32 protein-coding genes and 2 pseudogenes are annotated in these 26,326 nt (G+C 31.1%); 16 read left to right on the forward strand and 18 right to left on the reverse strand.

Annotated features, from left to right (window positions below; translation table 11 throughout):
• Window positions 1–36: 36 nt before the first annotated feature.
• Window positions 37–354, reverse strand: coding sequence for a hypothetical protein (locus BR65_RS00425; protein ID WP_034536125.1), 318 nt, complete (start codon window positions 352–354; stop codon window positions 37–39).
• A gap of 560 nt (window positions 355–914) precedes the next feature.
• On the opposite strand from BR65_RS00425, the gene BR65_RS00430 reads away from it, so the two are divergent.
• From BR65_RS00430 to BR65_RS00450, 5 genes are all read left to right on the forward strand, one after another.
• Window positions 915–1,136 (forward strand): hypothetical protein, encoded by a 222-nt coding sequence (locus BR65_RS00430; protein ID WP_034536127.1) that lies wholly within the window; start codon window positions 915–917, stop codon window positions 1,134–1,136.
• A gap of 93 nt (window positions 1,137–1,229) precedes the next feature.
• Window positions 1,230–1,421 carry a hypothetical protein gene (locus BR65_RS00435; RefSeq protein WP_034536128.1) on the forward strand — a complete coding sequence of 64 codons (192 nt, stop codon included), beginning with the start codon at window positions 1,230–1,232 and terminating at the stop codon, window positions 1,419–1,421.
• A gap of 181 nt (window positions 1,422–1,602) precedes the next feature.
• Window positions 1,603–2,553 carry a LysM peptidoglycan-binding domain-containing protein gene (locus BR65_RS00440; RefSeq protein WP_051923447.1) on the forward strand — a complete coding sequence of 317 codons (951 nt, stop codon included), beginning with the start codon at window positions 1,603–1,605 and terminating at the stop codon, window positions 2,551–2,553.
• Window positions 2,537–2,908, forward strand: coding sequence for a DUF134 domain-containing protein (locus BR65_RS00445; RefSeq protein WP_034536131.1), 372 nt, complete (start codon window positions 2,537–2,539; stop codon window positions 2,906–2,908). The genes BR65_RS00440 and BR65_RS00445 overlap by 17 nt, the downstream gene beginning before the upstream one ends.
• Window positions 2,905–3,312, forward strand: coding sequence for a hypothetical protein (locus BR65_RS00450; protein ID WP_051932566.1), 408 nt, complete (start codon window positions 2,905–2,907; stop codon window positions 3,310–3,312). The genes BR65_RS00445 and BR65_RS00450 overlap by 4 nt, the downstream gene beginning before the upstream one ends.
• Before the next feature lie 214 nt (window positions 3,313–3,526).
• On the opposite strand, the gene BR65_RS00455 is transcribed toward BR65_RS00450, so the two are convergent.
• Window positions 3,527–3,808 carry a hypothetical protein gene (locus BR65_RS00455; protein WP_034536133.1) on the reverse strand — a complete coding sequence of 94 codons (282 nt, stop codon included), beginning with the start codon at window positions 3,806–3,808 and terminating at the stop codon, window positions 3,527–3,529.
• Between the two features lie 255 nt (window positions 3,809–4,063).
• Here BR65_RS00455 and BR65_RS00460 point away from each other — a divergent pair, with 255 nt between their 5' ends.
• Window positions 4,064–6,253, forward strand: a complete 2,190-nt coding sequence (locus BR65_RS00460) for a glycoside hydrolase domain-containing protein (RefSeq protein WP_051923449.1) — start codon at window positions 4,064–4,066, stop codon at window positions 6,251–6,253.
• Between the two features lie 273 nt (window positions 6,254–6,526).
• On the opposite strand, the gene BR65_RS00465 is transcribed toward BR65_RS00460, so the two are convergent.
• From BR65_RS00465 to BR65_RS00475, 3 genes are all read right to left on the reverse strand, one after another.
• Window positions 6,527–7,045, reverse strand: a complete 519-nt coding sequence (locus tag BR65_RS00465) for a YcxB family protein (RefSeq protein WP_034536135.1) — start codon at window positions 7,043–7,045, stop codon at window positions 6,527–6,529.
• A gap of 328 nt (window positions 7,046–7,373) precedes the next feature.
• On the reverse strand, window positions 7,374–7,847 hold the full coding sequence (locus tag BR65_RS00470) for a hypothetical protein (RefSeq protein ID WP_034536138.1): 474 nt from the start codon (window positions 7,845–7,847) through the stop codon (window positions 7,374–7,376).
• Window positions 7,848–8,065: 218 nt separating this feature from the next.
• Complete coding sequence (locus BR65_RS00475) at window positions 8,066–8,653, reverse strand: recombinase family protein (RefSeq protein ID WP_034536140.1); 588 nt, start codon at window positions 8,651–8,653, stop codon at window positions 8,066–8,068.
• Between the two features lie 328 nt (window positions 8,654–8,981).
• Here BR65_RS00475 and BR65_RS13740 point away from each other — a divergent pair, with 328 nt between their 5' ends.
• The gene (locus BR65_RS13740) at window positions 8,982–9,152 is read left to right on the forward strand and encodes a hypothetical protein (RefSeq protein ID WP_156098825.1); all 171 of its coding nucleotides are present in this window, start codon (window positions 8,982–8,984) and stop codon (window positions 9,150–9,152) included.
• 227 nt (window positions 9,153–9,379) lie between these two features.
• Here BR65_RS13740 and BR65_RS00480 read toward each other — a convergent pair whose 3' ends face one another.
• The 4 genes from BR65_RS00480 to BR65_RS00495 all read right to left on the reverse strand — a co-directional run bounded on the left by BR65_RS00480 (window position 9,380) and on the right by BR65_RS00495 (window position 13,184).
• Window positions 9,380–10,681, reverse strand: a complete 1,302-nt coding sequence (locus BR65_RS00480) for a M20 family metallo-hydrolase (RefSeq protein WP_034536142.1) — start codon at window positions 10,679–10,681, stop codon at window positions 9,380–9,382.
• 334 nt (window positions 10,682–11,015) lie between these two features.
• Window positions 11,016–11,741: a Fic family protein gene (locus BR65_RS00485; RefSeq protein ID WP_034536144.1), complete on the reverse strand. Its 726-nt coding sequence runs from the start codon at window positions 11,739–11,741 to the stop codon at window positions 11,016–11,018.
• A 184-nt stretch (window positions 11,742–11,925) separates the two neighbouring features.
• Window positions 11,926–12,336 carry a hypothetical protein gene (locus tag BR65_RS00490; RefSeq protein ID WP_034536146.1) on the reverse strand — a complete coding sequence of 137 codons (411 nt, stop codon included), beginning with the start codon at window positions 12,334–12,336 and terminating at the stop codon, window positions 11,926–11,928.
• A 29-nt stretch (window positions 12,337–12,365) separates the two neighbouring features.
• Window positions 12,366–13,184 (reverse strand): ParA family protein, encoded by an 819-nt coding sequence (locus tag BR65_RS00495; protein WP_034536147.1) that lies wholly within the window; start codon window positions 13,182–13,184, stop codon window positions 12,366–12,368.
• Between the two features lie 1,268 nt (window positions 13,185–14,452).
• On the opposite strand from BR65_RS00495, the gene BR65_RS00500 reads away from it, so the two are divergent.
• From BR65_RS00500 to BR65_RS00510, 3 genes are all read left to right on the forward strand, one after another.
• Window positions 14,453–15,118, forward strand: coding sequence for a type 1 glutamine amidotransferase (locus BR65_RS00500; RefSeq protein ID WP_034536149.1), 666 nt, complete (start codon window positions 14,453–14,455; stop codon window positions 15,116–15,118).
• 59 nt (window positions 15,119–15,177) lie between these two features.
• Complete coding sequence (locus tag BR65_RS00505; RefSeq protein WP_034536151.1) at window positions 15,178–15,927, forward strand: DUF6557 family protein; 750 nt, start codon at window positions 15,178–15,180, stop codon at window positions 15,925–15,927.
• A 263-nt stretch (window positions 15,928–16,190) separates the two neighbouring features.
• Window positions 16,191–16,481 (forward strand): hypothetical protein, encoded by a 291-nt coding sequence (locus BR65_RS00510; RefSeq protein WP_051932568.1) that lies wholly within the window; start codon window positions 16,191–16,193, stop codon window positions 16,479–16,481.
• A 102-nt stretch (window positions 16,482–16,583) separates the two neighbouring features.
• Here BR65_RS00510 and BR65_RS00515 read toward each other — a convergent pair whose 3' ends face one another.
• The gene (locus tag BR65_RS00515) at window positions 16,584–16,859 is read right to left on the reverse strand and encodes a helix-turn-helix transcriptional regulator (RefSeq protein ID WP_051932570.1); all 276 of its coding nucleotides are present in this window, start codon (window positions 16,857–16,859) and stop codon (window positions 16,584–16,586) included.
• A 5-nt stretch (window positions 16,860–16,864) separates the two neighbouring features.
• Window positions 16,865–17,230, reverse strand: a complete 366-nt coding sequence (locus BR65_RS00520; protein ID WP_034536153.1) for a type II toxin-antitoxin system RelE/ParE family toxin — start codon at window positions 17,228–17,230, stop codon at window positions 16,865–16,867.
• A gap of 164 nt (window positions 17,231–17,394) precedes the next feature.
• On the opposite strand from BR65_RS00520, the pseudogene BR65_RS14045 reads away from it, so the two are divergent.
• Window positions 17,395–17,662: pseudogene (locus BR65_RS14045) on the forward strand (site-specific integrase); the annotation flags it as partial.
• Between the two features lie 49 nt (window positions 17,663–17,711).
• On the opposite strand, the gene BR65_RS00530 reads toward BR65_RS14045, so the two are convergent.
• The 5 genes from BR65_RS00530 to BR65_RS00550 form a co-directional block, all read right to left on the reverse strand.
• Window positions 17,712–18,008 carry a bacteriocin immunity protein gene (locus tag BR65_RS00530; protein WP_034536157.1) on the reverse strand — a complete coding sequence of 99 codons (297 nt, stop codon included), beginning with the start codon at window positions 18,006–18,008 and terminating at the stop codon, window positions 17,712–17,714.
• Window positions 18,009–18,028: 20 nt separating this feature from the next.
• Window positions 18,029–18,202 (reverse strand): class II bacteriocin, encoded by a 174-nt coding sequence (locus BR65_RS00535; RefSeq protein WP_081901336.1) that lies wholly within the window; start codon window positions 18,200–18,202, stop codon window positions 18,029–18,031.
• A 279-nt stretch (window positions 18,203–18,481) separates the two neighbouring features.
• A complete protein-coding gene (locus tag BR65_RS00540; protein WP_034536161.1) occupies window positions 18,482–18,766 on the reverse strand; it encodes a hypothetical protein in 285 nt (94 codons plus the stop codon).
• 243 nt (window positions 18,767–19,009) lie between these two features.
• Window positions 19,010–19,291, reverse strand: a complete 282-nt coding sequence (locus tag BR65_RS00545; RefSeq protein WP_231549406.1) for a helix-turn-helix domain-containing protein — start codon at window positions 19,289–19,291, stop codon at window positions 19,010–19,012.
• Entirely contained in the window at window positions 19,278–19,589 is a 312-nt protein-coding gene (locus BR65_RS00550; RefSeq protein ID WP_051932575.1) for a type II toxin-antitoxin system RelE/ParE family toxin, read from the reverse strand. The genes BR65_RS00545 and BR65_RS00550 overlap by 14 nt, the downstream gene beginning before the upstream one ends.
• Before the next feature lie 863 nt (window positions 19,590–20,452).
• Between BR65_RS00550 and asnB the strand changes: the two are divergent.
• The 3 genes and pseudogenes from asnB (at window position 20,453) to BR65_RS00565 (ending at window position 24,023) form a co-directional block, all read left to right on the forward strand.
• Window positions 20,453–22,344, forward strand: a pseudogene (gene asnB / locus BR65_RS00555) (asparagine synthase (glutamine-hydrolyzing)).
• Window positions 22,345–22,749: 405 nt separating this feature from the next.
• The gene (locus tag BR65_RS00560; protein ID WP_034536168.1) at window positions 22,750–23,487 is read left to right on the forward strand and encodes a DUF975 family protein; all 738 of its coding nucleotides are present in this window, start codon (window positions 22,750–22,752) and stop codon (window positions 23,485–23,487) included.
• Window positions 23,488–23,726: 239 nt separating this feature from the next.
• A complete protein-coding gene (locus BR65_RS00565; protein ID WP_034536171.1) occupies window positions 23,727–24,023 on the forward strand; it encodes a bacteriocin immunity protein in 297 nt (98 codons plus the stop codon).
• Between the two features lie 348 nt (window positions 24,024–24,371).
• On the opposite strand, the gene BR65_RS00570 is transcribed toward BR65_RS00565, so the two are convergent.
• Together BR65_RS00570 and BR65_RS14000 are read right to left on the reverse strand one after the other, a co-directional pair.
• Window positions 24,372–24,788, reverse strand: a complete 417-nt coding sequence (locus BR65_RS00570) for a bleomycin resistance protein (protein ID WP_211251470.1) — start codon at window positions 24,786–24,788, stop codon at window positions 24,372–24,374.
• A 97-nt stretch (window positions 24,789–24,885) separates the two neighbouring features.
• Window positions 24,886–25,161, reverse strand: coding sequence for a hypothetical protein (locus tag BR65_RS14000; protein WP_034536177.1), 276 nt, complete (start codon window positions 25,159–25,161; stop codon window positions 24,886–24,888).
• 348 nt (window positions 25,162–25,509) lie between these two features.
• On the opposite strand from BR65_RS14000, the gene merR reads away from it, so the two are divergent.
• Window positions 25,510–25,911, forward strand: a complete 402-nt coding sequence (gene merR, locus BR65_RS00580) for a mercury resistance transcriptional regulator MerR (RefSeq protein ID WP_034536178.1) — start codon at window positions 25,510–25,512, stop codon at window positions 25,909–25,911.
• Window positions 25,912–25,924: 13 nt separating this feature from the next.
• Window positions 25,925–26,146, forward strand: coding sequence for a mercury resistance system transport protein MerF (merF, locus tag BR65_RS00585; protein WP_002414843.1), 222 nt, complete (start codon window positions 25,925–25,927; stop codon window positions 26,144–26,146).
• Window positions 26,147–26,326: the final 180 nt, after the last annotated feature.

Here is a 26,326-nt window from a genome sequence, read left to right on the forward strand (position 1 = left end):
GCAATCCTCGAAAGGATTGCGTATTTTTTTATGATATTAACGACTGATTACATCCGAAGTATAAACTTCTCCATTAGTTGCTCGTACTTGGATATGGTATTCTCCAGAACCAACATCTGTAAACGTTCTTGATGATGGACTGGTCACGGAAGTATATCCTGTTCTCGATCCACGGTCCATCCAACCGCCACGAGTAGCACCAGAATAATCTCTCTTTTGTAAGTACATTGTCCAGTTTAGTGTTTCTGGTAAGTGGAAGTGCAACTCACGTAAAGTAAAATCTCCAATCACATTATTTCCAGAACTTGTAATACAAAGTTTTTGTGCACCGTAATAAAATTCGTTACAAGGCATATTTATTTTCCTCCTTTCTATAGTTATTCCGGTATTTACCGGTTATACATATTAATTAAGCTATGGGTTGTTTTGACAACTATTAAAAATAAAAATTATTGAAATAAAATAGTTTAATTTAAAAATAATCAGGAAAAATGAGTCATCACACGATTATCTTCATTTTTAAAATGTACCTAACTAATAATCTTATTTGGTAGCTTTCAGCATGTCTGTAATTTTTCTCGATGAAGAACTGAGAAAAAAGCTCAATCGTTATCCAAATTAGAACTATTTATTTAGAAGTATATTAATTACCATAGATAAGGACGTGGTCAATGGAATTTAAGGAGGTAAATTCCAGTTGTTTACCTACTTAACTTCTTTATTAATTTTTTTAGAAATTTACTTTTTCTTGTCAGTATATTGTTTAGTTTAATTATATAAGTATGAAGGGTACTGAGTAATACTAATTGATTTAAAATAGATGAGGAAAACTATAAAAGAAGAATAACAATAGAATAGAAGATAAAGATAATTAGCAAACAATTGAAATATTTATCAAGTAGAGGGGCTGCAAAATGGAATTTACAATAATAGTAGCAATGATTACTGGATTATCTCAATTTATAAAAAAATATATACCAAGTAAGTTTATACCGGTAGTAACAATAATATTAGGAATATTAGCTGGAATATTTTATTTAGATGAAACTTTAAAGATGCGTCTTTTTTTAGGAACAGCGTTGGGATTATCTGCTATGGGAATGTTTGATATTACTAAAGTTACAACAAAGAAATAGCTTTTGTTTACTTGTTTACAAATTATCTTTTTCGTAGTATAATAGAATAAAGAAATAATGCTCATTAGATTAATATAAAGGAGAAAAATAATTATGGTAAAAAGACCTTTTGCGATACGTGTAGAAGAAAATGTAAGTACCAGATATAAAGCCTTAGCTTCAGTTTTAAATATAGATAGTGCACATTTATTAGAAAAGCTTATAAATGATCAAGAAAAAATATTAAGCAATGAGGAAAAAGAAGCTTATATTGCATTATTAAAAGTTTGGAAAAAAAGTAATTAAAAAGATATATGTACTAGTAGATAGAGAAACCAGCCCTGTTAGAGGTCTAGTTTCTTTTTTTGTTTACAAGTTTACAAGTTTTTGTTATGATGTATTTATAAAAATAAACAGATAGTAATTTTTATATTTTTTTAGTTTTTTCGTAAACAAGTTTACTTGTTTTTTTGAAAGGAGAGTTTAAATGTTCATAATTGAAAGGCAGTACATTACTGGATTGTTTAAAAGAGAATTAAAAGATACAAATCTAATAATCGTGCATGAATCTGGAAATGAAAATAATACTAGTCTTGATTCTTTAGAAAACGAAGTGAACCATATGTCAACTAATCATACAGCAGCTTTTACAAGCCATTGGGTAGGAAGTGGAGGTAGAATCATTCAAATTGCGCCAACTGGACTAGAACAATGGGGAGCTGGTAAACCAGCTAATTTCTATGCGTATGCCCAAGTAGAATTAGCAAGAACGAAAGACTTAGAGATTTTTAAAAAAGATTATAAAGCTTATATTTGGCTTATAAGGCAATTAGCAGATGAATCTAATATACCCAAAATTCTTAATAAGGGTTTTAAAGTAACAGACAAAGGAGTAAAAACCCATAGCTGGGTTACTCATAATTTAGGTGGTACAACTCATTTAGACCCCGATAGTTACTTAAATAGTTGGGGGATTTCAATTAACCAGTTTAAAAAAGATATAGAGGAAGGTATAAATACTCCTAATGAAACTTTGCATACTGTGACTAAAGGCGAAACACTATGGTCTATCTCTAATCAATATAAAATTCCTGTAACAGAAATAAAATCAATTAATAACCTAAAAGCTGATCTTATTTATCCTGGAGACAAATTGATAATAAATAAAGAATTTAAAGATAATGAAAAAAGCAAAAGTCAAACTAAGATAGATAATAAATTGAGTTTACCTCAATCTGTTCAAACTTGGAGAGTTTATAATATCAAAGGACCTTACATTAGAGGAAAAGAGATTGGTATTTTATCTCCGGCTAAATTTGGAGGTTTAGAATATGAAATTTTAGGCACATTATCTCCGGATGTATACAAAATTAAAACCAAAGATTTTGGAGAAGTAGCTATATACGCGGGAAGTGATACTAATGCTAGAATTAAATAAAAGAAGTAACGAGGATAATACTATTTTTGATACACCTTTTATGACGGCGAAGGGAGTGGCTAGTTTTCTTGCCAATTACCATTACTTTCATACGGCTGCGTTAGATAAGGGAGATATGGATGCCGTAATACTTATGTCAGATTTCAATGAAATTTTTTCTAAAGTAATAATAACAACAAAACAATATGAAGCCCTTTATTTGGTTTTTTATAAAGGACTTAATCAAAGAGAAGCGAGTGAAGAAATGAATTGTTCTAAGCAAGCTGTACAACAGTTAATTCATTCTAGTACAACTAAAATTTCTGAGTCTTATAAAATACAAATGAAGAATATAAGAAAGGAAGATACAATATGAACTTACTAATTGAAAATAAAAGAGCCATTAATATAAGTTATGTTATTACTTCTCCAGACCAATTAGATAATGAAATTACTAAAATTTTGAAGATGGAAAAAAAATCAGGAGAAATTTTGACTATTAAAGAGAGAATTTTCGTTATTAATTGGTTGATGGATACGTATATTATAAAATTTGGAGAAGTTCCTAAAGGTAATCAAATTCAACGGCTAGCTAATTGGTTACTGTTAGAAAACTTAAAGAATACACATCCAGACAAAGTAACTAGAGAGGAGTATCCTATTATGACGAAGAGACAGCTTAGGGCGCGTTACCGTCGTGAGATGGCAAATGAAAATATTCCCGATACTTACACAACTTTAAGTTATTTAAGTAGTAAAAAAAATTCCATTGCAAAATAAAATATCAAACTATTTAAAAATGCCATTAGCTCATATCATATAAGCTAATGGCATTTTTGTTTGTAGAATAATTTAAACCATAATATATAACCAACCTACAGATATTTTAACTAAAAAATTTGAAGTTTTTTTATAACTTTACTTAATTAGTCTGATGAAGTCCATTAATACAGAGTAGTCAGTAATTTTAAAATACTAAAAAAAGAAATCCGCTTTATAAAGCGGATTTCCATCGAACTTCACACTCGGTTTTTGCTTTAGAATAGAGTACCTCGCCATATTTATTGACGGAATCCATATCCTGTTTTTCATATAGTATCCCAATATACTCAGATATTTCTTCTTCAAGGGACCACAGAGTGAAATCAGCGCTGAATTTATCAATAAGACCTGATATATATAATTTGGTTACGGTTTCTTTTGCTAATAAGACAGCATAAAGCTCACTAATGATTTGAGAATTTGTAGAGCAAAAAGCTGGGTCGATATTTTCCATAAGATTAAACTCCTTTCACTACTCGTACGAACGTTTGTTCTTGTTTAAATCATAACAGGCTGTCGAAAACAAGTCAACAAGTTATCCTTTTATTTACAATCTATTTTAATTAATTAAATAGATTGTAAATAAAACTTGTCAACAGTACCCTCAGCCTAATTAATAGATGACGGATGATAAACGTCAATTAATACTAGAAGAACAGGAACTAAAGAATTTAGAAATAGAATTAATAAAAAATAGGAGGAATTAGTAATGGCAGATGAAGCGGTTAAGGCAGCACAAGTATGGGTAAATAAGACCTATTCAGGTAGATCTGGTTATACTACAGTAAATGAGGATGGAATTACTGGATGGTCAACGATGTATGCTCTAACAAAAGCATTACAATTAGAATTAGGAATTACTGCTACATCCAATAATTTTGGATCTGGGACATTATCAGAACTAGAACGCCAATACAATACTATTAGTATGGGAGTGAATGATAAGAACACTAATATTGTTAAGATTATTCAAAGTGCATTATTTTCTAAGGGATATAGTCCGGGGTCTATTAGCGGGACTTTTGGACCAGAGACTGAATCTGCAATTTCAAAAATGAAAGGTAATATGGGATTATCAGAAGATGGAAAAGTAACACCAAAAGTTTTTAAGGCACTTTTAACAATGGATGCATATGTTACATTAGAAAACTATGGTGGTACTGAAAAAATTAGAACAATTCAACAATGGTTAAACAAACGATATATTAATCGGAAAAACTTTTATATTCAACCAGCTGATGGAGTGTACTCTAGAGGAACGCAACAAGCTTTAATTTATGCTATTCAATATGAAGAAGGTTTATCGGATAGTGTAGCAAATGGTAATTTTGGACCTACAACAAAAAATAATTTGCCAACTTTACAGGTAGGCAGTCAAGATGGGACGACTCAGTTTGTTCACTTGTTACAAGCAGCGTTAATTTTCAACAATTTTGAAGTTGATTTTGATGGTATTTTTGGAAATGGTACTAAAGAAAAAGTTAGTGCGTTTCAAACTTTCTCTGGTCTTATGGGTGATGGAATTGTTGGTGCACAATCGTGGTCTTCTCTTCTTGTTAGTACTGGTGACCCAAATAGAAAGGGAACAGCATTAGATTGTGTTACAGAAATCACTCCGGCTAGAGCACAAACACTTGTTAATGCAGGATATGAAACAGTTGGCCGTTATTTAACAAATGTTAAGGGAACACTATTGAATAAAAAAATTCAATCTGGAGAACTTGCAACAATTTTTAACGCAGGATTAACAGTATTTCCTATTTATCAAACGTATGGAGGATCTGCAACCTATTTTAATGCTACACAAGGTAGTGAAGATGCTAAGATGGCTTACACAGCAGCAAAAAGTTATGGATTTGAAGAGGGAACTATTATCTATTTTGCTGTAGATTATGATTCAACTGATGATGAAATTAGTAGTAAAATATTACCCCATTTTCAAGCGATTTATTCGACTATGCAAACACTTGGTTCTTATAAAATTGGTATTTATGGCACGCGTAATGCTTGCTCTAGGGTATCTAAGGCAGGGTATGCTGTAACTAGTTTTGTTAGTGACATGTCAACAGGATTTAGTGGTAATTTAGGTTTTGCATTGCCAGAAAATTGGGCATTTGATCAAATTTCGACTATTAGTCTAGGTAGTGGAGAAGGTAAAATTGAAATTGATAATAACATTAAATCAGGCAGAGATAACGGAGTTAATAAGGTTATAAAAACAGATGAATCTATAATCGAACAAGAGTTGAGAACTGTAGCTGCAGGTATCTTCCCATTTAGCGAAATTTCCAATTATCGTGTAGAAATGGATAGTGAACCCCACATTATAGTTAATGATCGATACTATAAATTAGAATATAAAGCTTCATTAGATACTGATATTGGGGAAAGTAATTCATTAAATAGTATTGTTATATCAGAAGGAAAACCTAAAATAACTACATCATTGTTAACTACATTAACATCGGGAGAATCTATTGCCAGCGAATTAGAATTAGATATTGATACAAATAAATTAATTTATAGTTTTGCTTCAAATATTAACAATGGTTTTATATCAACGTATATAACTTTATCCTCAGATTTAGAAGTAGAATATAACTACGAAATTTCAAAAGCTGTAACTTTGACAAGCGGGCTAGTCACTACTCCAAAAATAATATTCACCTTAACTTTAAGAAATCCCGATGATCCTATTAATCCAAATGTTGTTCCTGTAGAGGTAGTAGAACCATATTTAGTTCGACAAGATGCAACATTCGGTAACGTTGTTACTAGTGTAGGTGTAGTGCTTATTTTAGCTTCTATGCTGTTTACTATAGCAAGCACAGGTGGTACGTCAACTCCAATTGTTATTAGTACTGGTGGAGTAGTTATATCGAGATTATTGAGTAATTAATTTTAAATAAACATATAATAAAAATTACGTTTTTAATTTATTTATAAAGTAATATCCACACCTTTATTTTAGAATACTTATAAAATAAAGATGTGGATATATGAGAGGAGCTAGGAATTTATCCTAGCTCCTTTAAATTTTATAATTAAAAAGAAATCAATATACTATTATACATATTGATTTAAAACAAGTAATTCTTTTGATAATTAATTAAACTAAGAGTATTGAAAAAGAACACTCATTAAAATAAGGAATATTTTCAGATAAAATTATTTATTTTTTTAAATGTATTCTATCAGGATTTAAATATTTTGATATTAATTCCTTGAACCGATAAATATCTTCTTTAGAATTAAAGTAGCACTTAGGTAAAGAAAATGCTAGAGATTCAGAAAAATAAACAATAAAATCATGTCTGATTTCTCGAACTGAGTAAATATGTTCCCAGTCACGATGACTATGCTCATTCGAAGCAATTAAATTAAGTCCTAAATCATTTGCTTCAACAGTAAGTTCTTCTCTTAAACCATAGTTACTTCTAAATTCTTTTTTTGCTTTATAAATTACAGCAAAATAAGAGAGTGGAACAACAATTAAAAGGACACATAATGCAGAAATAATAAAATTCGTTAGCAACGAAAGATCCGTTAAAGTAAATAAATAGATCATTAATATTAAAAAACCGCTAATTAAAATTTTTATAGCATATTTTATTCTCATATATAAGAAAATACGAGAATAATCTTTTTCTGTTAAAGAAAATTTAATTAGAACATCATTATTTTTATTCATACATACCTCCTGTTTAAAAAACTATTGTGAAATATAGTTTCCTGTAATTACAATATTACTATATTTGATTGAGTTAATACTAAGTTAAATCGGGTTTTTGTTGACCATGTACATTATATTATGTTTATAAAGTTATATTGTATATTTGTGTAGAGGAATGCATATTGGTTTATGGATAAAATAAATGTAATAGTCTGTGGTGCATTGCTCTCTTCAATTCCAAGTGATGTTCTACAAAAATAGTTACTTTTGGTAATATTTTTGGTTCAATTCTCCCTATTTAGCATTCAATTTTTTAACGTTTTTTGACAGGGATGATTAATATAGTTCACACATTAAAATGATCTTCAATATAACTTCTTAAATAATTTTGATACATCGAACCCCAAATTGGTGTACCCTTGTAATAATATAATTTACTGCGACTTATATCATAAATAATTGGCATTTCAAATAAAGAAAAATGTTTTTTAGGTCTTGAAAGAACAAAGTCTATTGCTGCGTCTGTAACAGTTTCTGATATCAATACATTAAAAGAAACTACTCCATTTTGGAAACCACGTGGTAAACCTCTGTGTTTTTTTGAAGCATATTTTGTACAAATAGATGAATAATTTTCGATAGTATCTATATCAATTTTATCAATATAATGAATAAATGAAAAAATCTTTAGTTTTGTTGCCAACCATTGAATTTTAAATTTTTCTTCGTATGAGACTGTTATTAGAGATTGGTCAATTTTAATTTTTTCCAAATTAGAAAATTGGTTTGAACACCTATTTAAATAGTCATTATTATCCATTTTGCTTCCTCCTATTTTAAAGCTTTTCTAGCCCTATAATACTTAAATTTGCTATATACTAAATTCAAGTACTTTTAAAACCTTTGTTATAAATTATAATATAAACTTTAATCTTAGATTTTGCTATTGGTAAATTATAACATTTAAAAAATAAATCGATAGGTAAGTATTATTTAAAATAATTATCATGATAAAAAATGCCTTCTATTTATTTTTGATTAAGTTGTTTTTATTGCTTTATTTAAAATTTGTTTTGAGTCTCTCAATTGTAACTTTCGATATAATGATCCTTGAGAGATACCAGTGATTCGTATAATGTCTTTAACCGAATAATGTCCTGAATCATATAAGCGTAAAGCATCTTTCACCTTTTGTTTATCCAATATAGGTCTACCAAGTTTCACTCCACGTGCTTTCGCTGATGTTAAACCTTCATTTACTCGTTGTACCGTCAAATCACGTTCCAACTGAGCAATTACAGCCATCATTTGAAACATAGCTTGTCCAGTAGGGGTAGAGGTATCTAAATTCTCTTTTAACGAAATTACTTCTACTCCTAGATTTTTAAGTTCTTCAACCGTTGATAAGATGTCTAGTGTTCTTCTACCTAAACGACTGATTGATTCAATAATAACGATGTCTCCTGATCGAACAGTCATAAATAGTGTATCTAGTCCGGCACGTTTTTTTTGTGTACCTGTAAATTTCTCTTGAATGAGTTTATCATATCCAACTTTTTCTAATGCGTCTAATTGGCGGTAAAGTTCTTGGTTGTCAGTTGATACTCGTGCATAAGCAATCTTCATGATTTCACCTCATTATAAGTTTCTTCTTATTATATATAAGTATATTTGTTGAATTTTTTAATATTGCTTCTTTTTATATTGTATCATTATTTTCATTAAATGTAATGGTATTTGGTAATGATTATGGGAATAGAATTTGGTAATTATGAAAAAGCTGATTTTATAAGGATTTTTGTGTTTTGTTTTAGTATAAAAACCAATTCCCAAAAACACTTGTTTTTGGGAACGGTATTGCGAAAATTTTAATAAAATGGAAGACGTCAAGTTATGATATTATTAATAGAGTAAAATCCAATTTATTCATTATAGATTTAAGGAGATGATTATTATGTTTGGTGTGATAAAAGAAATAATAATTAACCACTACAATAATGGTACTTTGCAAGGCCGCATGGAATCTCTAAATAGACTACTAGAAAAAAATATGGAAGAAACCACTATATCGATATCAGAATATGAACTACTAAAAGAAACAATAGATGATTTAAGTACAAAATAAAAAATATAATAAATTTTTCTATAGGAATACTTAATTAGGTATAGGTTAGGTATGTCGCTTACTACACTAGTAACCTAAAGTAAGAAAAGTTGAATTGGATATAAATAAGTTAATACTGTCATGTAAAGCAGAATAAGAGTCGAGAGCACAAAAAACGAAGTAGTATGAACTACACCGTTTTTTGTGTTCTTTTTTTGCACTACAAGGTTATATTTTTTATTTGGAATTTAGTACTGCAATTTTTCTATATAGGTTTTGAGTACGTGTATGGTCTGGATGCAGTCATTTAAGTCTGACCATTCTGCCGGGTTATGGCTGATGCCATCTTTACTCTTAACAAACAGCATGACTATCGGAATTTGTTCTCCGAGAACCATTGCATCGTGTCCTGCTCCGCTTGGCAAACGATAAGGACGAATGCTGTTTACTTTCATAGCCTCTTCAAGTAGCTCTTGCCGGTCTTCAGAAATTGGCACAGGTGGGCTCTTTAAGGTTTCTTTATACGTAACAGACAATTTGTGTGATACTCCAATTTCTTCTCCAAGCTGAATAATGCGATTGACTAAGGTATCTCTTGATTCTTCATAGATATCTCTACTATCGACATACAAGGTAACTTTCCCAGGGATGACATTAACTCCATTAGGTTCTACATGAAGTTTTCCTACTGTGGCTACAGCGGTATCATTAATTTGCTGTGGAATTTGAGTGAGTTTGACTATAAACTCACTGGCAGCAAGTAAGGCATCTTTCCGGTCATTCATCGGTGTATTCCCTGCATGACCCGCTTCTCCTTGAAAGGTGTATTCCAGCCAGTGAGGTCCGGCAATTCCTGTCACAATTCCACATGGAAGGCCTTCTTTTTCTAAACGTTTTCCTTGCTCGATATGTATTTCAATAAAGGTTTCGATATCATCCAAATCCCGTTTGGCAGTAGAGTAACTTTCTAGACTTAACCCCACATCTTGCAATACTTCTTCAAAACTTTCCCCATTAGTGTCTTTCTTTTTTATCTTCTCGTCTAAGTCGCCTGATCCCATAAAAGCTTCACTTCCATTCAAGCCACCATGGAATCTCGATCCTTCTTCATCAGAAAAAATAACGACTTCAAAAGGTTTTTCTGGTGTGAATTCTGCCTCTCTCCAAGCTTCTGCAACTTCCAAAGCAGATAATACTCCCAATGGACCATCGAAGTGTCCACCATTTGGGACACTGTCGACATGAGAACCACTTAATACGGCAGGTACACCTGGGCGTTTGCCTTCCAGCCGACCAAATACATTGCCTGCTCCATCCTGATGTACAGAAAGTCCGGCTTCTTTCATCCATTTCATGACCAGTTCTTTTGCTTCTTTTTCTTCAAATGAAAAACCAGTACGATAAGAACCATTCTGTTCTGTTAATCCAATTTTTGACAAAGCTCCTAACCGTTCGGCTAATCGCTTACCGGAGACACCATTGTAATCAAGTGAAACGTCATACGTTTCAAGTAAATTTTCTTTTAAATTAAAAATTGTTTTTTGGCTCATAAAAATCCCTCCTACTCATAATTATAACAGACGACTCACTATAAAATAGCTCATCTATAAAGGACACTTTTTCGAGTGTCTAATTTTTGGTTCATACACTAATGATTATTTTCAGGAAATCTTTATTTAGATTAAGTAGAGAACCCCACGAGTTAAGAAACACCAATAGGGCTATCGATATAACAAATAGCAAAAAAAATTTGAAATACATTATATAGGTAAAAATTAATGTAACTTAGGCAACTATATAGATACATACAAATTAAAACGTTCTTAAAATGCTTCTGAGAGACACTTGAAATCAAAAAAAATGAAGAATAAAAGCCTAAAAAGCTTATTCTTCAATTTCTTTGATTTTTTCTTGATCCATATTTTGAAATGCTATCATTCGTTTAGTTTCTTTATCTAAGGTAGATTTAGCAAAAGTTACAAAAGAATCTACGTCTTGAGTTGCTAAAATTTCAACATACTGTGCTTTTGTATCCTTTTCAATAATTAATGGAGGAAATCCTTCCTGTAATAAAGAATAGTTCATCATCATCCGACCAGTTCGGCCATTCCCATCTGAGAATGGATGAATCCGTTCAAACTGAATATGAGTATCCAAAATAGCCATTAATTTAGCTTCCCTATCTTTAGATATACTTAAACGATAATTTAAATTATCAATTAATTGAGAAACGAACAAAGGTGTTTCTGATGGTGAAGATGTTTGAAATTCAGCACCTAAAATCATATTTTCATTCTTTTTAAATTGACCTTTATCGTATTGTAATCGATCTGTTAAATCAGCGTGTATTTCTTTAATAATGGTGGTAGAAAGGGTCTCTTCATTTATTAAATGATTTATCATATGATCAAAAGCTTGCTTGTGGTTCTCAATCTCATAAAATTCTCTAACTGTAGCGCCGGAACTAATGGGTAAAGTACCATTTACAATGATAGAAACGGTAGCAGGTAAAGAAATCGTATTTCCTTCAATTCCTGCTGAATGATGAGCTAATCGTACTAAAATATCTTCAAAGTAGTCGCTAGTTATGGATTTGAAAAATTTATTCACTTGAAGGCCTCCTACATTTAATATCTACACAAAAGTATACTTACGCAAGTTATTCAACAGTGTCTGTGTGAGTATTTTTAAAATTATAAGCTTAAAAAGTCTTTTGTTATCTACGGGTCTTTAAAGTTAACTATACAAAAGTATACTAGTATACTTTTGTATAGTTAACTTATTTTCTCCAAACTTATTTTTTTGAATGCTCGTAAAGATGTTCGTACATTTGATTGTAACCCTCTCTTTGACGGTTAGTTAAGCGTGCGTTTACATAACTTTCAATTAGCATTTGCATCATATCGTTTACAGTTGATTTATCCATTTCTTCTAACTCTTCAATAAAAGGTTTTAATGTGTTTAATCTTAGTAATACATCAGGAGATAATTTAGCTGTTTTTGTAGCTTTAAAAAAGTTTTCGGGTACCTTTTTCTCTTGTACTTTAAATTGTTTTTGAATTTGTGTTTTTTTGATTTCAATTGGAAGATCATTTGGTGAATGGATAGGTGATCTACCAAAGTCATTAGTTCCTTTTATGGATACATTTTTTTCTTGGAGACTACTTTTTTGTCTTTTGATAATTGGTTCAAATGACTTACTCATAAAATACTCCCTTCTCCCATTCTAAGCAGTTAAATATTTTCTAAATACGATTCATGGTCGTTCAATTCATTTAAAACATCTATGAAAATTTGGTGAGCTTTTCCATCCCACATTTCTACTTTTCCATTTGCATTAGTGTTCATGTGAACACCTTCTACATCATATACTTTTAAACGTTCTTGGTAATTTACAATAGTGTCAATAACATTGCTGCCATACATTTCTCTTGCTTGATCTAAAACTCTAGTATCCACTCGTCCACCTTGTCTTAACATCATAGGAATAATTCCAACAACTTGTAAGTGGGCATTATAGTTTTCTGATAAAAATTGCATGTAAGCAATATATGTTTGGGCACCATCTAATGAGAGTTCTTGGGTTTGAAGAACAATAATACAATAATCGGCAGCTATCATAGCATTGTCTGAGTAATCAGATATCGTGGGTGGAACATCTATATAAATACGATCATAACTATTTTTGAAGGGCTCAATTAATTCTTTTAAATAAGAAATTTGAGCTATTTCATTATCTGGGTATTTATCAAAAAGAATCTTTGATAAATTTCTAAATGATGTATTTGCTGGTATCATATCTAAATTATCCATGACATGAACGATTTCATCGGTAAGGTTTCCGTTTCGAAAACCATCAGTAATTGATTTTGATATGTTATCAAGATTTCCAGTTTTAGCAAGCACTCTAGTAGCATTGCCTTGAGGGTCCATATCAATAACTAAGATCCGTTCCTTTAAATATGTAGCTGCTTCATATGCCAGCATAGTTACGGTTTTTGTTTTGCCAACCCCGCCCTTAAAGTTTCCAACAACATAAACTTTTCCGTTCATTTGTTTACCTCCTAATTTATACATAAGTATACTTATGTATAAATTTTAACATTTACAAACATAATATGCAACGGTATACTACTGCAAAAGTTACTTATGTGTAGATGTAACAAAAATGAAATATAAGCATAAGTATACCAGTATACTTATGCTTAAGTTAAAAAGTATACCAGTATACCAGTATACTACGCACAAGTATACTGGTATACCAACGCATAAGTATACTAGTGTACTTGTGCGTTATCCTTATAATTCAGTACGATCACTGACAAAGTAACATTTTCCTATAAATTTTTTTCATTTATATCCAATGAAAACTATACAATAGTATACCAGTATACCGTTGAATAGTTGTTTTCACATGTAAAAATCTCTACACAAACTACGCGTTAGTATACCAGTATACTAACGTTTGTTTCATGCAGTATACTAGTATACTGTTGTATAGTTTGTTAATGGAAAAAAGCATTTACATCACAATTCAAGTGCGTTAGGCTCGATACAACACTAAAATTAAATAAAAAAAAGCCCCACGAATTGGCGTTCGTAGGACAACAAATTATTCTGATTTATGTATTGTCATTATACCAAGCACCTGGACAAATGGCAATTGGCTTTTTTACCAACACAGGAGCCAAGCTGTGTGCGTGACAGCATTTAAGTAGACAGGTTAAGCATACGCCGCTGCAATAAGGAATGCTAGGAACAATCAAATAGGGTCGCTATATCCTCTATTGTTCTGAATGGTGACCACGACCGATTTGAACTGGTGGGGGCGGTAATCCAGGTCTGATTTAGACTGGTAGCTTAAAACAATACTCTTAGGGTGGATTTTAAGAGTGTTTTAAGCGTGTTGAGACAACAACACCGACGATATAGCATGTGAAGCAGGCTCCGACTCGATCCGAGGCTAGAACATACATAATAGACACATTCGTACTCTAGTTCAGCTTAAATCTATTTTAGGCTTTGCTAGGGTACAACTATGCTCATCTCACCACTTTCTCTCACCTCGGCTAGCAAATGAGAAACCGTAGGTCAACCCTTTATTTACTATATAACTTAAATAAAAGGAACGATATCTTATGGAGGTCGCGAATAAATGAGTAATAAAATAATGTATGGAAATTGAGTTTGATTATAGCTTAGATAACTATTAAGACTGTTTAAAATAGATTACTGAGAAACAAAAAATACAAAGAAACATAATTGGTTAATAAAAAAGCTTTATGGAAAACTGAACTATTATAGTTAGTAAGGAGGGTAGTATGAATATACATATTATTCAACATGTTTCATTTGAAAAACCTGGTCGAATTATGGACTGGATACAAGAGAATAATCATACAGTCGAAATGATTAAAGTATTTAACAGAGAGCCTTTTCCGAAAGCGGAAGAAGTGTCTTTTTTAATTGTTTTAGGTGGACCGATGAGTGCGAATGATACAGAACATTGGATACAAAATGAACGACATTTGATAAAAGAAGTCGTCGATAGTGGGAAACCGATGATAGGAATTTGTTTAGGTGCACAACAATTAGCTAAAGCTTATGGAAGCGACATTATTTCTACTCCTAAAGAAGTTGGTTGGCACTCGGTGACCTCTTTAACGCAAATCTTTCATCCGAGTAAAGAATATACTGTCCTTCATTGGCATGGTGAAGGATTTACAAAACCTTGCAATGCTACGCTTTTATATTCTACTGAAAAGTGGGAAAACCAAGGGTTTCGCCTGTTCAATGCGATAGGATTACAATTTCATTTTGAAGCGACCAAAGAAACTGTGAAAGAGATTATAGAAGCTGATTCACAGTTTCTTAGTCAGTCAGTTTTCTCTGTGACAAAAGGAGAAACAATAGATTTTCCCGTCCCTGATGAGAATAAAGACATTCTATTTTCGATCCTAAATACATTGGAACGTGAAGTGAAATAAGTACATTGTATTTATTTCATGGATTGGGCTTGAAATAAAAGAATGGAGGAAGACAAAGGATGATCTTAAAAGAGGTTGTAACAAACTATTTATTTAACGATGAAATAATACAGACTATCGCTAACTACTGGAAGAAACACTATTACCAAGAGGAAGAGGTTACTGTTGGTAATATCGAAAAAAAGTTAGTTCAGTTGAGAGAAGAATTGGATAGAGCAGACACAACGGATGCTGTTTCTAGGGGTGGATATACTTTTACCGCTAAATGGATTGAAGATGCTTTTACAGACGAAATAGTGATGGATATTTTTTGTACCTTTAATGAAGATGGAAAGCACTACTCAGTTGATTATCTTTCTTTTAAAGAGATGCTCCATTATAACGTTATATTTCCATTGGATATACCTAAAATCGATTTTTTAAGCGAATTACTATGGGAGATTACTTTCGAGGGGTTTACTGAGGAAAGTAAGACTGAAAGTCGCAGGGAGTTAGAAAATAGAATTCAAGAATCTGATGAAGTTCAAAAATCAATGGCTGATGTTAAAGCGTTCATTGTCTTTTTTAAAGAAGAATGTTCAACTGATAAACGCATATCAATAATTGACCACTTCCAACCACTGACGGATTCTGTTATTGAAGACTGGTCAGACATTTTTGATGAAACCGAGGATGAATCAAGTGAAGTATCTTTTTGGTCAAATGTAGCTGTGCAAAAGCAAGATGAACAGCTATTAGAAGAATTTCTTCAAGTTTTCAAAGAGGAATATGACTCTTTTGTTGATCAGAAGTCACAAAAGAAATTATAAGATACAAATGCATATAGATTAGTTTAAAAATTTCAGCGGTGATTTTTCGATCAATTTTTGTTCTAAGTGATGAATAGGATTACCAATAATTTTAGCTGTAGAATCTATACTTTTAATATTTTGAAGCAGAATTGTACCATTTAGAACATTAAAAGAATTACAATCCCATCATTGGTTAGAAGCATATAGCGACAGATAAATTTATTATTGATACATGAAATTGGTATTTAATATAGAATAAAATCATAAAGGAGGGAAAAAAATTGGATAATATAAAATTAAATAATGATAAGACACACACCATGGCATTTTTATCGTATTCTTTAGCTGCCGTGTTTGGATGTACTGGATTATATAAATTATGGGTGTATACACCCATGGAAGAAGATATATATGGTGATATGATAGGTGGAGCAAATGCTATTGTAGGAGGAGATGCATATAACTACATAATCAATGGTACACATGCAGTTGCGTATATTTTATTAGCTCTTATATTTGTAATTGTTGGATCGGTTATTGTGCTTAACAATAATTCAAAAACATCTTATTAATACATGAAATCGTTGTATCAAAAGAAGCTCTCTCAGTACTCCTAATTCGAGTGTTGAGAGAGCTTCTTTTGATTTTAGAACAACAAAATTTCGTCGTATAATTTAATTTTTCACCAGTTCTTTAGTTGTTTTGTCAATGAATGTGAGTTCTAAGTTTAAACCATCTGCAATTTTTGTAATGGTCTTTAGAGAAGGAGCGTAAGAAAAGTTTTCTACACGAGCTATTTGAGCCTGAGAGACATGTACTTTTTCAGCTAATTCTTTTTGAGTTATATTCTTTTCTCTACGGAGACTGGCTAATAAAGCAGTCAACTCAATAAGATTTTTGTCTTCTTGAGAGATACTACTAATGTCTTTTTTTACATTTGTCCATTTCATGCTAATCATCCTTTCTTGCGTTCTAACCAATCAGCTAATTCACGTTTAGCTTGTTCAATTTCTCTTTTAGTTTTTTTTTGGGATTTTTTTCTAAACTGGTGTAATAAAATTAAGGGATTAACTTCTAAGGTTGCAAAAAACACGCGATTAGATATTGGGCGTAATTTCCAAATTTTACCCTCAATCTGTTTAACAACAAGAGGCTCCCCTATAAAAGTTCTGTCATACTCCAGACGTTCCATTTGATAATAGAGCTTTTTTATGGTGGATTTATTTTCTTTAGTCGGGTTACTATCTAGTTCTTTGATCCAATCTACTATTTGGCTTTGGCCTTTCTTATCTTCATAGAACTCTATTTCGTATTTTTTCATAGAAACTCCTATCAATCTCTGTATATCTCTATAATATATCAAAAATGATATATTATAGAGTTCGATAATTGCTTTTCAATACATGAAATTGCTTAGAATAGTGTATCTATAACCTTATCAGATCAAAGTTGTTTTTTTAAAATAATTATACAAAAGACCTATAACCGGAGGGTTATTTGTTTCCCAGTACCAAAGGTGGACATGTAGAAGTCAATACGGTCTATCAGATGTTTCAAATGGTCGCTAAGCTATTGGGAAGAGACGATATTGGCACGCAACCGCTGCGTAAGACGTTTGGTTACCACTTTACAAAAAGACCAAAGACGTGGCTACGTTTTTGGTCTTAGCAGCGAGAAAATCGCGAAGCGCTATATTGGGATTAATGAAGATGAAATTAGTGAGACATTATTAAATTTCCGTTTGGGATTTTAATTCATACCATTGTATTTTTTTTCTGATAAATTAGGACAGTCAAACTTTATTAGAAGAGGTTAGAACCCCACATACTAACAGAAGAAGCTCCTCTGTAATTCGCAACTTCTTTGCCAACAATCGCGTTTAAATCAGTTAATGTCTGAGGAGATTTAAATTCGTTAGCCATTAAGTAAGAGTTGATTTTTCTACTTAACTTTACACAAACAAGTCTATAATCATCACCATCAGAAATCTTTTTAGCATAGTCAAATAATGATTGAGAAAATTCACTGTCTTTTTTTATTTCTGGATCTGAATAGGCTTTGCTAATGGCATCTATAATTTTTCCTTCATTATTATTCATAAATTAGTTCCTTTCTAGTTTTAAGACCATGGACCACTTTGAACCCAACCATTAACTATGATTTTGCCAATTTCACTCTGTGCTTTATTCCAGTCTACCCAACATTTGGTTTTATTACAATAAACACCATTTGGATAAGCCGTTGCAGCTTCTACATTTATAGAACTGAATAACAATCCTAGTCCACTTACCAAAATAAAAACTGTTGCAAACTTAATTAATTTTTTTTCATAACGAACCCCCTATGTATTTTTTTAGGTATTATATAAACAAAATTATTTTAACTATTTTTCCCCAAACGGATAAAGTTAATTTCATCTTCTATAAGCATAGCTATCTATGTTTATAGGGTCTTTTTGAAACGAACGAGATGATTAGACAATCAACACTTATAAACGACATAGAAAAAGCAACCAAATCCATGCCTACTAACTGTCGATTTTGGGTGATTATTATCAGACATTTGATTATTTTTAATCATGTTTTTTTAGTTCTAAAAGTATCGGAATTGTATTTAATAATATTGATATAATCGTTAAAACCCATAGGACTGTTGTCATAGTAGGTACTACATCTAATAAAGCAGCCCAATCTTTTACCTTTACCCAATCGGATATTATGCTGTGCTCTGCAACAAGCGTCAGTGCTGTGAATGACAATCCCATTGACATTGCTACTTTATAATCTTTGCCTACTTTATATAAATAAAGATTTAAAACAGTTGCTACTATAGCAATAATTCCTAATACTAGAAACATAATTATTCCTCCAATTTTTTTAAATTGTGTTCAGTGTTATAAGTATCTTATTCTAAGTATTATGACTTATCAATACATGGAATTGCATATAATCGTGTATCGAAAAGGAAAGGGTCACAAAACTCACATAAAACATATGTGAGTTTTGTGACCCTTTTTATTGTGTTTATCTACTACTAGTCTTATTTAATTACATATCAGATTAAACTTTTTGTAGGTGTTATTTTAGGAATCGTGACAAAGTTAAACGACTACTTCCATTTTTAGTTTTCCGCCTACAGATTCCACGATGTCACTTAATGTTTGTACACTAATGTTTTGTGACCCTTTTTCTACTCGAGAAATATAAGATTGTTTTTTTCCAGTTAGAGTAGCTAATTCAGATTGAGTTAGATGTTTTTCTTCTCTAATTCTTAAAAGAATGTTTGCAGCTTGATAGCTAGCTTCAGTTTCTTTCCACGCTTCAGCAAACTCTGGTGTTTCCATTTGGGTGTCGAAGTAACTTTTTAGTTTATTTTCCATCATTTTCACCCTTTCTTTCTAGATAGTCTTTACGATACTCTTTGGATTTAGTAATTTCTCTTGAAGGAGTTTTTTGTGTTTTTTTCGTGAAACCATGTGTGATAATATATTTATTATGACTAAAATGAAAATATAAACACCTAAAAATGTTGCTTGAGAATTTTACTCGAAGTTCGTAAATGCCATCATCTAAGTGATCGATATATCCTGGTGGAGAATGGACTCCAAAATCTTCCACAATAGTTATTGCTCTTAATACTTTAGCTCTAGATTTTACATCTAAACTATCTAAATACTCCAAAAAGGGAGCTTCACCGTTTTCTTTTCATAGACATCGAAATTATATTTTTTCATACTTTTAGTATAACTTATAAGTGATAATGTGTAAACAATCTTATTTAGGAAATCGAATACTAGGTACTATTGATTTTATGAGAATACATAAAATTGTTTGAAAACGTGTATTGATAAAACTACAGTTTCATTTAAAAATTTATAACTGAAGTACTTTTTTATTTGATTTTTAGTGTATGTAAACCAGTGGTTGCTAACTGTAAACGAATAGGTGCGTTACTTTTTAAGCGGAAATTGAGAGAATATAGTTATTAAGTTAAGGAGGATAGTAATGATTTAAACTTGTGTTTAAGAGTTAGACATCCAATTTCATGTTATGAATACATGAGATTCTATAAAATCATATATTGAAGAAAATAGGTAGCTGCTAAAAACAAGCGAGCGACTCTCTTAAAATTAGATCTGTAAAAGATTTTTTATTTCAATTTCAGAGATACTTTTTTTAGCGGTTAAAAATACTTTTTTCTTCTCTTTTACCAATGGTAACAATCTCAATAATTTCTATCTGATTATCTGTTGGTGGTTTAAAGATGAGACAAATGCCTAATTTTTGGTTCTTTAACAAAAAATTAGGACTTAAAATATCAATCTGCAATCGCTTAAAGTGATTGCTATTCGAAGATAATAGCTGTACTAACAATTGGGAATTTAAAAATACTAGACTTTTAATAGTGCTTAATTAAAATCTATTTTTCACTAATCAAAATAAAAATACATAAATTCGAAAATGTCGCTAGTTTAAAAGTCTTTAAAAAATTTTAACTAGAAGAACTAATCAATAAAAAGGAACTCAAAAAGAGGAGAATTGATATGTGCGGATTTGTTGGGTATATTTCCAATGTGGAAAATGCAATACAAAAAACAATAGAGAACAATATTAATGAGATGAATAAAATGATTGTACATAGAGGACCAGATGAAGAAGGGTATTATAAAGATAATACGATTGCTTTAGGTTTTAGAAGATTAAGTATTATCGATATTGAAAAAGGGCACCAACCATTATCTTATGAAAATGAACGGTATTGGATTATTTTTAATGGGGAAATTTATAATTATATAGAGTTAAGAAAAAACTAAGTGGTCAAGGGTATTTATTTAAAACGGATAGTGATACCGAAGTTATCATTGCAGCTTATTCAGCCTATAAAGAAGAAGTAGTGGATAAATTAAGAGGAATGTTTGCATTTGTGATTTGGGACAAAGTAGAAAAAACATTCTTTGGAGCTCGTGATCATTTTGGGATTAAACCTTTTTATTATGCAGTAGAAGAACAAGGCCTATATGTGGCTTCTGAAAAGAAAGCTATTCTAAAAGTGGTTCAAGACCGACAATTAGATCAAATTGCTTTACAAAATTATTTAACTTTTCAATATGTTCCAGGATCAGAAACGATGCACCAATCAATTAAGGAACTACTTCCTGGTCATTTTATGACAAAGAAATTAAATGAGACAGTAAAAATTACGAGATATTGGCAGGCTGATTTTTCACCCATTAACAAATCAGAAGATTTTTTTACAAAAGAAATTCGAACAAGCTTATGGGATTCCGTTGAAAAACATATGAGGTCAGACGTTACAGTTGGTTCCTTCTTATCAGGAGGAATTGATTCGTCAATCATTGTAGCAATGGCACGCGAGTTTAATCCTAAGCTTAAGACATTATCCGTTGGATTTGAAAGAGACGGATACAATGAAATTAATTTAGCTGAAGAGACGGCAGAAGAGTTAAAAGTAGAAAACTTTAGTCATACGATTACTGTAGAAGAATTCATGGCTGAATTTCCACGTTTTGTTTGGCATATGGACGATCCTTTAGCTGACCCTGCAGCAATGCCGCAATTCTTTTTGTCAGCATTAGCTCGAAAGCATGTAAAAGTTGCGTTATCTGGTGAAGGAGCTGATGAATTATTTGGAGGGTATGGTATTTATAATGAACCACATGCGTTGAGAATGTTTAATCTTACTGGTAAGTATACCAACCAAGCTATCCATCAGTTAGCTCAGCTGATGCCTGATGGAGTAAAAGGGAAGAGTTTTCTTCTTAGAGGAACCGTTCCTTTAGAACATCGGTACGTTGGAAATGCAAAGATTTTTGAAGAGCTTGAAAAGAAAAAATTGTTAACCAATTATAATGCTAACTACCCGTTCAAAAATGTGACTGATTCATTTTATCAGCAAACAGTAGGGCGTAATCCAGTGGATCGCATGCAATTAATTGATATTAATACTTGGCTAAATGGAGATCTACTTTTAAATGCAGATAGAACTACAATGGCCCATTCATTAGAATTAAGAACACCATTTTTAGATAAAGAAGTATTTAATGTTGCTAGAGAAATACCTGCACATTTAAGGCTTGCTCATGGGACTACTAAATATATTTTAAGAAAAGCCGTAGAAGGCATTGTTCCAGAAAATGTTATTTACCGTAAAAAATTAGGTTTTCCAGTTCCAATCCGTCATTGGTTAAAAGATGAAATGTATGATTGGGCATTGACGATTATACGGGAATCTCAAACAGAGCATTTATTAAATAAAGGTTATATTGAAGACCTCTTAATTAATCATCGCATAGGTAAGATAGATTATTCGCGTAAAATATGGACAGCTTTAACTTTTATGGTTTGGCACCGTATTTATGTCGAAGAATCACAAGAATTTTTAACAGAACCGCTACAATCTTCTGTACAGCAATAATTAATATATGAAATTAGATAAAAATTTGTATTGATAAATATAGACCATAAGTACACAAGTATCCTGTGTACTTATGGTCTAAAATACATTATTTTACATAGAAATATGTATCTAGAACCTTGTTAATACAGGGTTACTTTTTTACAATCATTATTTTTCTTATAGAAAGAAATAATAACTAAAATAGCAGTAGCAACCACTGGTTGCTACTATGGAAACCAATAAGTTCTATTAAATTAGGACTATTTGGTAGATAATAAGGTGTCGATTAGAAGGGGGTTAGAAAGGTTATTCTTGAATGGTACACATAATAGATAACTTATTTTCTTCGAAATAATATTTTATACCTACTATTATTTCAATCTAAACAGATAGGTAAAAACAAGTAGCGAGAGGAATGGTTTTTTGGAAAGATATAAGAGTCGAAAAGAATTAAAAGCGGAGGTGAAAGAGGTATTACGTGGCAGATGGAAAGAAGCCATTTTATTAAGTGCTATACCAATAATTTTAACAATAATAGGGGTAGCGATTACTTTATTATCCTATTCCTTTATTCAGCAAAGAATCGGTTTATTTTCTGATATAGGGACGAATATTAACAGTTATGAGTCATCATATACTGAAGACTTTTTGTCTACTATCATTGGAGCCTTATCTACGTTTATTGCTATTGGTATTTCATATACTTTTTTAGATTGGTTAAGAAACCCAACTATGCGTATTGAACCAGTTAAACAAGCTTTTCAAATATTCACTAAAAAATACTTTTTAGGTACGTTTTTAATTTATATTTTCACCGGATTTTTTACCTTATTATGGGCATTTCTTTTTATCGTACCAGGAATTATAAAAACAATATCTTATTCTCAAGCCTATTTCATTTATAAAGATCAAAAAATACTAACTGAAAATGGAAAAGTATCTGCTCTCGATTGCATAACAGAAAGTAGAAAAATGATGGATGGCCATAAGTGGGAATACTTTGTATTACAGTTAAGCTTTATTGGCTGGGGCATTTTAAGCATTCTATCTCTAGGAATCGGATTTCTATGGTTAAAACCATATGTATATTGTATATATGCAGCATTTTATAACAATCTGACTGAAAATAGTCATTTTGACGAGTCATTAGATGACTTTTAATCTACTTAAGTTATGTATAAATAGCTAGACTAAAAAAAAGAGTAGTTCTAAATTGTTTATTATCAATAAATAAGTTTATTGAAGGGACAATTAATACAGAACTATAATAGAGTATGCTTACCATTTAAGGTGTCGACAATTGCGCTATATTAGCAAAAATAGTTTAACTTCAATAGACTATAAAGAAAGTACAATAGCAACTAAACTCACGTGTGACTATAATTAAGGAGCGATATTTTATGGGCAAAACAAAATGGTATTCCGGAGGAAATGAACGAGCAAAACAAGCAGCAAATATTATTACTGATCTATTAGATGATTTAAAAACAAACTTAGAAAACGAGTCGCTACAAAATGTATTAGAGAATTATTTTGAAGAATTAGAACAAAAGGGCGCTTCTATTCCTATGATTTTAAGTCGTATGAACTTAGATATTTCTAAAGCAATCAGAAATGATGGAATTACTCTATCAGACTATCAATCTAAAAAACTAAAAGAATTGACTTCCATATCCAATATTAGATATGGATATTAACAGTGTACAAAAATAGATAAATTCAATTATTCCTAATTAAATTAATTTATAAGGTCACAGTAGTTATAGTGACCTTATTTTGTTTAGTCAATATGGAAAGATCAATTAAATTATATAGCCAATCGTTCCTTTAAGTTATCTAATGCTTTTTATAAATATTAAATACATGAAATTAGATAAAGTCGTGTATATAAAACCTTATTAAATCAAGGGTATATATACATGATTTTTTAAGTTAGGAAATCTAAATATTTTAATCGACACTTATAATAGACAGCGAAAAATTAATCAGATCAATACCTGGTAAGTGTCAATTTTAGATAGGAGCTAAACAGCCCTGTATAAAAATTATAAACTGCGTTCTCCAAGATGTTCTGAGAAGCGTAAAAGATAACCATCTGGATCTTGAACTAAAAATTGTCGAACCCCCACTTCTCTGTCTCCTTTTTGATACCATTTTTCTTCTGGATCCATATAAAGCGGCCACTTTTGTTGTTGCAATCGATTGACGATAAGATCAACAGACTCAATCGATATCTGAAAATTAATTCCTCTGCCATAAGGGACATCCAAGTCTCCTGTTATCCAATTTCTTGAAAAACCTCTCTGCTCTAGCATAATATGGGTGTTACCTGACACGAGGTAAGCAAACCCTTCTTCTCTTCGCTCGTATTGGATTGAGAAATCGCATAGAGTACACCAAAAATTTATGCTAGATTCTATATCGGTAATTAGTAATTCTGGGACAAGGGATGGTTCGCTCATAATTATTAACCTCCATTTAATTTATTAGGGTTATTTTGAATAAATACATGAAATTGCTTAAAAACGTGTATCTAAGACCTTTATAAAATAGGGATTCTTATTTGCTCAAATGATCAATATACTGTTTAGCTTCAAGTAACCCAGCTCCAGTAGCCAATCTATATTCTTTAATAGCCTTAATTTTTTCTCCCTTTGAGATAAGCTCTAAAACAATTATTTTTAGTTCATTATTTGTTGGATCGGGTAAATCAACATGCTTACTGATAGTAGTCAATTTCATTTTTATAAGATCAACTTCTGTCTTTAACTGTCTAATGCTTGAAGTAAGGGATATTATTATTGCAATAAGTAAAAAAATAACTATATTATTCATTTTTTAAACTCCTTATAATTATTATTTTTATGTAACTTTATAGATATTGATATTGTCGCTAATTTTTTTACTTTATTCAAGAGACCATGTTTGATTAAATTTCGTTATTTAGTAAATGTCATACATGAAATTACGGGTCTTCGGAATATATAGTGGAATTACTTTCTTAATAGTTTAAAAACAACTGGTGTTTAAATCGGATTTTCTAGTGGGATGTTAGGACAATCAATAGTATTATAAAAGTATCAATCACATACGAGTGATACGTTGGGAAAAAAATAAAATAGTCCAATTTACTTGACCGTGTACTATGGTACACGGTTTATAATATTCATGGGGTGAAATAAGATGATTTACCGCATTAGTGAGTTTGCAGAAAAATGTGGCGTTAATAAAGAAACGATTAGATATTACGAGCGAAAAAATTTACTACAAGAACCTCACCGAACGGAAGCTGGTTATCGGATATATTCATATGATGACGTTAAGCGTGTTGGGTTTATTAAACGAATACAGGAACTTGGATTTTCTTTAAACGAGATTTATAAATTATTTGGTGTTGTAGATAAAGATGAAGTTCGTTGTCAAGATATGTTCGAATTTGTTTCTAAAAAACAAAAGGAAGTTCAAAAACAAATAGAGGATTTAAAACGAATTGAAACTATGTTAGACGACTTAAAACAACGATGTCCAGATGAAAAAAGTTTACATGCTTGTCCGATAATTGAAACCCTAATTGAGGAAGAATGAAAGGAATTTTGAAATGAAACATAAAAAGACCTTTATTGCAGGGCTTATAGGTACATTTTTGGTTTTGTTATGTTGTGCTACACCTATTTTAGTTATTTTATTAGGTACGCTTGGATTAGGTGCAATAACAGGCTATTTAGATTTTGTTCTGATTCCTGTTTTAGCTGTTTTTCTTGGTTTAACTTTTTATGCTTATTCTAAATATGAAAAATCACATAAAAATAAGAAGATGTAAAAAATGAAAGAAAGAGTTGTTGCAATTGCTTCGATGTTTTCAGCTTTTTTAGCAAGTCTTTGTTGAATTGGCTTAGCGATCTTAATACCACTTGGTCTAAGTGGTTTAGCTGGAACACTTGCCGTTACGTTTGCGCCATATCGAATTTGGTTTATTGTTATCACTGTTGTTATGCTTTCT

It is taken from the genome of Carnobacterium inhibens subsp. inhibens DSM 13024 (genome assembly GCF_000746825.1).
Taxonomy (GTDB): Bacteria; Bacillota; Bacilli; order Lactobacillales; family Carnobacteriaceae; genus Carnobacterium_B; species Carnobacterium_B inhibens.